Source organism: Asanoa siamensis, from assembly GCF_016862555.1.
GTDB lineage: Bacteria > Actinomycetota > Actinomycetes > Mycobacteriales > Micromonosporaceae > Asanoa > Asanoa siamensis.
Genome location: NZ_BONE01000090.1, coordinates 21,651 through 31,008, shown reverse-complemented (window position 1 = coordinate 31,008; position 9,358 = coordinate 21,651). Strand labels below are relative to the sequence as shown.

Genomic DNA, 9,358 nt, shown 5'->3' with positions numbered 1-9,358 from the left:
AACCAACCGTATCCCGACCTTGCGAAACCATCTTCCGCGCAACGTCAGCGCGCATGACATTCAAGTCTATAAATGCCGGGTCGATTTTCCCGGTCGTGCTCGTCTCCAGGTGCCCGCGGGCGAAGCTGGAGTTACGGCCGAGCCTGCGCAACACCGCAGCAGTCGCGGCGACCGAGGCACTGTACTGCGCGGCAGTCATGCGCTGCGAGACGCCGTTGTAGTCGATCTCCCAGCCGATAAGCATCGTGTTTCCATCCCCGGCAGGGATAGGGCCACTGCCGCGGCTCACACCGGCGTGGTTGGCGCGGCCCGCCGAGATCAGATGGAACACACCGTTGTAGTCCACAAGGGCGTGACACAGCGGTCCTCGCAGATCTGGCCGGCCGTTGATGACGGTGTTCAGGGCCGGATGCGGGTTGCTCGCGCCGGAGTTGAACGCTGTGTGGTGCCACAGCACTCCAATCGGATTGAACGAGCCGGAGACCATCCGGTTGCGCCAGTCTCCTTGCTCGACCACTCGTACTCCGGCCGACCGGAGGACATCTGCCAACCAGGGAATGGTGGCCATCAGCGTGCCTCCAGCAGATCGGCCACGCACTCGATGGCGCCTACTGACGACGACGCCTTGGCCGCGGCGGGCGTTCCCGTGGAAATGACTGCCACGGCCGCTGCCGCGGGGATAGCCAACACAGACCGTCGGCGCATACCGCCAGCCCTGGCCCAGTCGGGCCAGCTCTTCATTGTCACAACGTCTCCTTGGTCGGTGGCAGCGGCGTAGGGTCCGCCGTCTGGCACAAGAGGTAGGACAAGTGCGACGCAAGGTTTCCAGAGAACGCATTCATGCCGGTTACAGGCAGGAACCGGCGCGGTCGAGCTGAAGCCACCTGTTGCGTGGCGCTGGCCTACCTCCGGAGAGCCTCGATAGTCAGCTCTGCCGCCCGCGCGATCAGTTGGTCGTCGGAGGGTGCGTTCTTCTCGTCGCGGCTGGAGAGCAGGGCGAGGACGATCGGCGCACCAGTCGGTGGCCAGACGACAGCGATGTCGTTGCGGGTGCCGTAGCCACCGGAACCGGTTTTGTCGCCGACCTGCCAGTCGGCCGGGACAGCAGCGCGGATCAGCGTGTCCCCAGTCGTGTTTCTCCGGAGCCACTGGGTCAGGATCATACGGTCAGGCGAAGAGAGGGCGCTTCCGAGTACGTACGCTCGCAGGTCCGTCGCGAGAGCTCGGGCCGTGCTCGTGTCGCGGCGATCGCCCGGCCGGGCTTCGTTGAGGTCGGGCTCGATGCGCGCAGGGTCTGTGACCTGGTCGCCAAGGTCGCGCAACGCACGCTCGAGGCCACCCGGGCCGCCAAGACGATCGAGCAGAAGGTTGGCAGCGGTGTTGTCACTGTGTCTGACGGCTGCATCGCCCAGCTCGCGCAAGGTCATTCCCGTCGAGACGTGCCGCTCGGTGATCGGCGAGTGCATCACCAGGTCGGCCTCGCTGTAGCGCACCGTCCGTTCGAGCTCGGCAGTGGACGTCTTAGCCAGTACCGCTGCGCTAATGAGGGCTTTGACAGTGGACGCATAGGCGAAGCGCTCATCCGCGCGACTCTCCACCGTGCGACCGGTGCCGGTGTCGATGGCGAAGACGCCAAGGCGTGCGTCGAAATCGGCTTCAAGTCGGGCGAAATCTGGATACGGCACGGATGTCGACGAAGGCACCGCGCTGTTCGACGGCGTACTCGATGGCCTGGCGTCGAGCGTGTTGGCAGGAGAACACGCGCCGAGAGCGCCGGCTGCGAGCACGACAACGGCCGCGATCGTGGTCCGCAAGGGCCCTGAAGTCATCGGCTACCCAAATCTCCGTCGAGACGCACAGCGGACCCGAGCGTGGTCCTGCGCTGAACGATAGCTTGCCGCCAACCGGTACTCAGCGCCTTGAGCAGGCATGACACCGGTTTGAAGGCCGACTGTTGGACGCTGAGGGCCATGCGAGACCGCCTCAAGCGCTACCGCCAGGACCGCTCGGTCAGGCCTAAGACACGGCTCTTCCGCCAACTCGCCACGCTGGTGGCGAACGGCGTCCTGGCCGGGGTAATCGTGGCGGCCGCCGCGTTTCCACTTGCCGCCGCGTCCGGGCTGTTTGCCAAGGCGGGCGCGGTCACGTTCGACGAGCTGCCCAGCGGTTACACAATCGCGCAGGCGCCGCAGGCCACGCAGGTGTTCGCGAGCGACGGCAAAACGCCGCTGGCCAACTTCTTCGACGAGAACCGCAGGGACGTGCCCCTCTCGGCGATCGCGCCGAGCGTTCCGGCGGCGCTGGTCGCTGCCGAAGACCAGTCCTTCTACGAGCACAACGGCGTCGACCTACGCGGCATCGCGCGCGCGATCGTCGTGAACAAGGCCTCCGGTGAAAGACAGGGCGGCTCAACCCTGGTCATGCAACTCGTACGGATGCTCACGACGTACTCGGCCACCGACCCGCAGCAGGTGGTTGAAGCGACGGAGAAGAGCACCAACCGCAAGATCAAAGAAAGCCGGCAGGCCCTCGCCCTCGACAAGGAGCTGGGCAAGGACGGTGTGCTGGAGCGGTATCTCAACCTGGCGCCGTTCGGCCACAGCACGTACGGCATCTACGCGGCCTCGACGTACTACTTCGGCAAGACACCCGACAAGCTCAGTCTCTCCGAGGCGGCCATGCTCGCGGGAGTCATCCGCGCCCCCAGCACCTACGACCCGCTCGATCCGACATTGCTCGAACAGACCCTCGAGCGGCGTAACTGGGTGCTCGACCAGATGGTCAAGACCGGCGCGGTGAGCGCCGCGCAGGCGAGCGCCGCCAAGGCCCAACCGCTCATGTTGGTCGGCAAGGCGCCCAACAACGGTTGTACCGCCGTCAAGCCCAACGACTGGGGCTTCTTCTGCGACTACCTGCGGCGCTGGTGGCTCGAGCAGGAGACGTTCGGCGCCACCACGTACGACCGGGAGCGGCGGCTCAAGAGTGGCGGATACCGCGTCGTCACCTCCCTCGATGCGCGCGTGCAGAAGGCAGCGCAGACGAACGTGACCCAGGAGCTCAGTGTCAACCGCAAGGAGGCGCTGATGGTGGCGGCCGTCGAGCCAGGCACCGGGCGCGTCCGGGCGCTGGCGACCAACCGGATCTTCGGCATCGACGACGCGGGCAGACCGCGGAACAAGCCACACAGCAACCCGGCCGAAGCGCGGCGCGGCGTGCGCGGCACCTATCCCGTGACCACAAACCCGCTGATCACCGGCGGTGGCGGTGTCCACGGCTATCAGGCCGGCTCGACCTTCAAAATCTTCTCCGCGGTGGCGGCCCTGCAGAAGGGTATGCCGCTAGCCACCGAGATCAACGCACCCAAGGTCTACCGATCCGGCTACTACGCGCCGCGTGGCGAGCCCGGCAGCTGCGCGGACATCCCCCGTTACTGCCCCAGCAACGACAACCCGAGCATGGCAGGGCGGCACGACATGTGGAGCGGATTCGGGCGCTCGGTCAACACCTACTTCGTGCCGCTTCAGGAACAGGCGGGCGCGTACAACACGATCCAGGCCGCCAAGGCGCTCGGTATCCGTTTCCGCGCCCCGTCGGAGGCGAGTCACGCCGCCGACAAGGAAGCCGCCGACAGATGGGGCTCATTCACCCTCGGCGTCTCGGCCACCACGCCGCTGGACCTGGCCAACGCGTACGCCACCCTGGCCGCCGACGGCAAGCACTGCCAGCCGACGCCAGTTGTCCAGATCGTCGACCACTCGGGTGCTGAGCTCGACGTCGGTGAACCGAGGTGCGACCGGGCGGTGAGCAACGAGGTCGCCCGCGGCGCCATCGACATCGCACGGTGTCCGGTCGGCGACCAGTCCGCGTCCAACGAGTGCCGGGGCGCCACCGCGGGCGGCGTACACGGCGTGGTGGGACACCCGGTCGCCGGAAAAACGGGCACGACGGACAGTGACAGGACCGCCTCGCTGGTCGTCACGACGACCAGCCTGGCCGTCGCCGGAATCATGGCCGACCCGGACTGGCCCGAGACCCGCGTGAACATGGACCACAACATCATCAACCCGGCTGTGTACGAGACGCTCGCCGATGCGATGAAGGGGAAGCCGAAGAAGGACTTCCCAGCTCCATCCCGCAAGACCAGCTACGGCAACCAGCGGTCGATCCCGGACGTGGAGTGCCGGTCGGCCGGCTCCGCGAGGTCCACACTCGAAGCGGAGGGCTTCAACGTCAAGGTCGACCCGCTCGAAGTCCCCTCGCGGTGCCCGGCTGGATCGGTCGCCTCCACCGAGCCGAGCCGACGCGGTGTCAAAGGCGCTGTGATCACGCTCCGCATCAGCAACGGATCCGCGGACACCACGACAAATCAGCGTCCTTCCTGACACCGGCACGCGAAAGGGGGACCGTCACCGGTCCCCCTTTCGCACCCCCGCTGCGGCCTCTGCCGGCATCCGACTACCGAGTGAGCACCCAAATGGGGAGGTCAGAAAGATGCGTGTAGGCGGTGACCCGCCAGCCGGCCCGCTCGTACAGCCCCACATTGGCTTCAGTTGTCGTTTCCAGGTAGGCGGGCAGGCCGTCCGCGGCCGCCGCCTCGAGCCCCGGCAACATGACCTCGCGGCCGAGTCGACGGCCAGCGAACGACGGATGAGTAGCCAACGTGCAGAGGTACCAGATTGGCTCGTCGCGCGGCAGCAAGGCACCGAGTGTTCGGTGGTAGTCCGCGAGCCGGGCGCGCGCCTCGTCGGAGACGGCCAGGGTTGGACTCTCGTCCGGGCGGGCGTCCGGGGCGTCCCACATCGCGACCGAACGACCGCCGCCGGCCACCCATACCGTGCCGTGTTCGACCCGTTGGTCGAAGAGATGGCCGGCGAAGACCGTCGCTTCCAGATCGCGGGTCGTCGGATCCTGGAAAAAGAACCGGAAAGCCGGATCCTGGTCGAAGGCGGCGACGACGGTATCGATCACCGGGCGACGGTCGGCCACCGTCGCACGCTCCACACTGGTCACGAACATGGCTTGAGCAACATCGTGATCCGCCTCATTTCGGCGCGTCAGCCAGTGCGTAGGAGTCGTGCAGGCGGATCCATTCGTAGGGCTCGGTTTGCGGTCGGCCGGACGGGGAGTCCTCCCAGTTCTCCTGGCGGCCGAACGGCGTCAGGTCCAACAGGTCGAACACCACCATGAAGGGCTCCTCTCCGCGAGCGTACGTGCTCCAGGTGTGGAAAATCTGCTTCCCGTCGCGGAGGAAGACGCTGATCCCTTGGCGTTCCGCACCGTCGACAGTGGCGCCGAAGTCCTCGTTGAACGTGCTGTGGCCGGACGAGACCCACGGCAGGCGCCACCCCATGCGCTGCCGGAAGCCCAGCAGACTGCGCAAGGGAGCCCTCGACACCAGGGTGAAGGACGTGTCTCGCGCGTGCAGGTGCGAGAGCGGGCCGATGTGGTCCGCCATCATCGAACAGCCGCTGCAGCCTTCGGTCCAGTCGGAGCCGAACATGAAGTGCTGCACGATCAGCTGCCGACGGCCCTCGAACAGATCCAGGAGCGAGACGGTGCCGCCCTCCGACTCGAACGCGTAGCTCGCGTCGATCCGCACCATCGGGAGCCGCCGACGACGGGCACTGACTCGATCCTTCATCCTTGTCAGTGCTTTCTCGTGCAGGAGAAGTTCCTCGCTGGCACGTAGCCACTCGGAACGTTCCACCTCGCGCGGAAGCTCTCCGTGCTGGCCCACGGCCACGTCCTGGCCGAACTCCCGGCAACCATCCTCAGTCAACAGCGCCCACACCTGGAGGTCCTCACGCCGGTCCCGGTGCACGCGGGCGTCGCGTAGGGTTCCCTCGAGTCGGAACCCGAGCCGTCGAGCGACCGCGGTGCCAGCGACGTCGTCCGGCGCGCATCGCCATTCGATCCGATGGATGCCATGCTGGTCGCGAGCCCATTCGATCATCTTCGCGACGGTTCTGCTCGCCAGGCCATGACCGCGCGCGTGGCGGGCCAGCCACACAACGACCTCCGCTGTCGACGAGGCCGCGTCAAAGACATTGAGATAGGCCCCGCCAACGAGATCCTCGCCCTGCCATAGCCCATAGATCCCGCCGGCGTCGCCTGCCTTCCCGCGTGCGTACGTCGCTAGAAAATCCTGTGCCGTCGCTTCGTCCCGCACGAAGTCGGCCCATGGGCAGAATTCGATGAAGTCCGCGCGATGCGTATCGACGAACGTTGCGAAAGCCGGGGCGTGCCGGCTTTCGAGCGTACCCAGTCGCGTCCCGCCGAGTTCGAGAGATTTCATCTGGCCTCCATGTATGACGTGCTGATGCGACATCACGCGGCATCCTTCTGAACGTGTTCCAAGTGGACACCAACGACGTGGGCTTCGTGCGAGCCGAGCTCTTCGTAGATGGCCCGGGCACGCTGCCACGCGTCACGACATCGTTCGTTCTGGCCGCTGCGTCGGTAGGCATGACCGAGCTGGGTGAGCGCCGCGGCTTCGTAACAGCGGTCGCCCAGGTCGCGATAGACCGCAGCGGCGCTCCCGTGATGTCTGGCCGCCTCGTGATACTGCTCGACAAGCTCGTATGCGGCGGCCAGTGCCTGCGCCGTCCGGGCATCGGCGCGTCGATGGCCAAGGCCCTGGAACGCCCGTCGGGCCCTTGAAAGCGCCGGGATCGCCTCGGCGATCCGGCCAGCGGCGGTCAGCGTCAGTCCGATCTGGTATCGGGTGATCGCCAGGTTGCCCCGCCGCCCGTTTCCCTCCTGCAGCCGGCACGACTCACGGAAGCACGTAAGGGCCTGATCGAGGTCTCCGGCGTCTCGATGGGCGGCACCGAGGTTGTTCAGCACCATGGCGATGCTCAGCTCCTCAGCCGTGGCGCGGGCAATGGTGAGCGCCGCCCGGTGTGTCCGGATGGCCTCGCGGCTCTGTCCTGTGACACGCTGGATATTGCCCACCCCGCTGTGCATGTGGATGAGGCCGAGTTGGTCGCCGATCCGTTCCGCTGCCCGTAGTCCAGCTTGATGTGTGGTGAAGAGGTCGTCCCAGGCCCCGGTGAGCTGCAGGTGTACCCAGATGGCGTAGGCCAGGCGCCAGCAGAGGTCGTCGGAGCCTGTCGTCTCCGCAAGATGCACACCACCGACGAGAACGCGCCGCTCTGCTTCGAACCACTCGCGAGCGTCGCGTTCCCCGGTGAAGCGCACGGGCTCGACGCCGTCGCTCACCGTCGGTAGTTCGACTTGTGACTCGCTCGGCTGAAGCAATGGTCTTCCCATGAACGCGCTGCGCGTCATCCACTCGAGTAGCCGGCGTTGTGCGGCAGCCCGCTCGGCAGGAGGTTCAAGTGCCAGTGCCAGCTCCTGACCGTACGCCTGCAGGAGGTCGTGGAGCACGAACCGTTCAGGTTGATGCTCCACGACGAGATGAGCCGCCGCGAGTGTTTCCAACAGCGGTCGGACCTGTTGTGCGGTCAGTCCGGCCAGGCTCGCCGCCGCGGCGGTGGACACGTCCGCGGCGGGATGCAGGCCCAGGAGGCGGAACAATCGAGCGGCTGGAGCCGCCAGCCTTCTGTACGACCAGGAGAACACTGCCCGGACATCGGTGTCGATGTCCGGACCGCTGAAAGCGTCGAGGTCGTTAGGCGTATCGGCGAGCTGCCGCTCCAGAACGCTGAGCGGGAAAGCGGGGCGGGCGACCGCACGGGCCGCCGCGATCGCCAGTGCGAGGGGGAGCCGGCCGCACCGTTCGATGACGCGGTCTGCCACGTCGAGCTCCGCCGCGATCTTACGGTGGCCGATTCGCGATCGGAGCATCTGTCGCGCCTCATCGGTTGTGAAGAGCTCCAGCCCGACGGTGGTCGCCCCCTCACCGACGACCAGTCCGGAGAACTCGTTCCGCCCCGTGACGAGCACGAAGTGGCCCACGCCTCCCGGCAGCAGCGAACGAATTTGGTCGGACGCTGCGGCATTGTCCAGAACAATGAGAAGGCGTCGACCATCGGTGATCGTTCGGTAGAGGGCAGCCTGACCCTCCAGGTCGGGCGGCAGCTTGGCCCCTGGCACCCCCAGCGAACGTAGGACGAAGGTCAGCGCCTGCTGGGGAGCGAGAGCGTCGCGGTAGTCGTATCCCCGCAGGTTGAGCCAGAGCTGGCCGTCGGGAAAGTGATCAGCTACGGATCGCGCCCAGTGAGCCGCCAGCGCCGTTTTTCCGACGCCTGCCATTCCATTGAGGATGAGAACCGTTGAGCGGTCGGTCAGGTCGCGCTCGTGCCTCTCGAGTACCCCGTTCAGCTGCCGAAGGTGCATCGCCCGTCCAGCGAAGCCGGTCACCTCAGTGGGTAGTTGCCGTGGCACAGGCGGCGCGCTGGGCCCACCTTCGGAGGGTCCGCTGCCTCCGCGAAGGATGCGTAGGTAGAGCTGTTGAAGGTCATCGCCGGGTTGAATGCCGATCTCGTCCGCGAGGCGCCGGCGGGCGGTGTGGAAGGTCGTCAACGCCTCTGCCCGGCGGCCGCACCGGTCCAAAGCCGTCATCAGCTGAAGCCAGAGCTTCTCCCGCAGAGGGTTCCTGGCGGCCAGGGTGGTGAGCTCGCTGACGACATCGACGTGTCGGCCCGCCCGCAGCTGAAGGTCGATCTGCCGTTCGGCAGCCCGGAGCCGGTGCTCAATGAGCATTTGGCCGCACTGGGCGTGCAAAGCGTCAGACGGGATGTCCGCGAGCGCCTCGCCTCGCCATAGCGTGAGTGCCTGGGCGAGCGCCCGCGCCTCGCCATCGTCGTCCGACGCCGCTGCCCGCTGTCTCGCCTGCGAGAGCCAGGCCTGGAACACTTGGACATCGACTGTGTCAGGGTCGACGTCGATGCGATAACCATCGCGTTCAGTGCTGATGAGTGACGAACCGAGGGTCTTCTCCAGGAGCGCCCGCGTGCGTGCTACGCACACCTGCAGCGCCGAACGCTGGTTGTCCGGTGGGGCCGCGCCCCAAATCGCCTCGATCAGTTCCGCAGTTCCGACCGTTCGGCCGGGTTCCAGCAGCAACGAGGCCAACAGGATGCGGTGCTTCGGGGACCCGATCTGCAGCAGCTGATCGTCGACTCGTACCTCGAGCGGCCCTAGCAGCTTGAACTGAACGCGCGCCATGTTGCCCCATTTCCAGCAACCACGTGGCGGGGAGCCTGAAACGGTGCCGCAAGCGTTTCCGGCACCGCAACGGCGGCATGCGCGACATGGTCTCTTGCTTGTGTCCCGTCGACTCGCTCGGCGCGGCCCTCCCCTTCCTGGAGCCATGCCTGCGCGCTGTCGGCGCGCCCGTCTCTTGCGTGCGATGCCGAAGCCGGTCGCGCGTTCGCGTCGAGCGAGGTTTTCT

At 66.6% G+C, this 9,358-nt stretch carries 6 protein-coding genes and 1 pseudogene; 1 reads left to right on the top strand and 6 read right to left on the bottom strand.

What is annotated here, in order from left to right; genetic code table 11:
- Together Asi02nite_RS34915 and bla are read right to left on the bottom strand one after the other, a co-directional pair.
- On the bottom strand, nucleotides 1-568 hold a 568-nt coding region (locus Asi02nite_RS34915), incomplete at its 3' end, for a peptidoglycan recognition protein family protein (RefSeq protein WP_203718306.1).
- Between the two features lie 334 nt (nucleotides 569-902).
- The gene (gene bla, locus Asi02nite_RS34910; protein ID WP_203718305.1) at nucleotides 903-1,829 is read right to left on the bottom strand and encodes a class A beta-lactamase; all 927 of its coding nucleotides are present in this window, start codon (nucleotides 1,827-1,829) and stop codon (nucleotides 903-905) included.
- 141 nt (nucleotides 1,830-1,970) lie between these two features.
- Between bla and Asi02nite_RS34905 the strand changes: the two genes are divergently transcribed.
- Nucleotides 1,971-4,382 carry a penicillin-binding protein gene (locus Asi02nite_RS34905; RefSeq protein WP_203718304.1) on the top strand — a complete coding sequence of 804 codons (2,412 nt, stop codon included), beginning with the start codon at nucleotides 1,971-1,973 and terminating at the stop codon, nucleotides 4,380-4,382.
- A gap of 73 nt (nucleotides 4,383-4,455) precedes the next feature.
- On the opposite strand, the gene Asi02nite_RS34900 is transcribed toward Asi02nite_RS34905, so the two are convergent.
- The 4 genes and pseudogenes from Asi02nite_RS34900 to Asi02nite_RS34890 form a co-directional block, all read right to left on the bottom strand.
- Nucleotides 4,456-5,016 carry a GNAT family N-acetyltransferase gene (locus Asi02nite_RS34900; protein ID WP_203718303.1) on the bottom strand — a complete coding sequence of 187 codons (561 nt, stop codon included), beginning with the start codon at nucleotides 5,014-5,016 and terminating at the stop codon, nucleotides 4,456-4,458.
- A gap of 25 nt (nucleotides 5,017-5,041) precedes the next feature.
- Nucleotides 5,042-5,737 carry a DUF899 domain-containing protein gene (locus Asi02nite_RS42030; RefSeq protein ID WP_373312382.1) on the bottom strand — a complete coding sequence of 232 codons (696 nt, stop codon included), beginning with the start codon at nucleotides 5,735-5,737 and terminating at the stop codon, nucleotides 5,042-5,044.
- Nucleotides 5,738-5,818: 81 nt separating this feature from the next.
- Nucleotides 5,819-6,295: pseudogene (locus tag Asi02nite_RS42025) on the bottom strand (GNAT family N-acetyltransferase); the annotation flags it as partial.
- Nucleotides 6,296-6,327: 32 nt separating this feature from the next.
- Nucleotides 6,328-9,132, bottom strand: coding sequence for an AfsR/SARP family transcriptional regulator (locus Asi02nite_RS34890; protein WP_203718301.1), 2,805 nt, complete (start codon nucleotides 9,130-9,132; stop codon nucleotides 6,328-6,330).
- Nucleotides 9,133-9,358 lie beyond the last annotated feature (226 nt).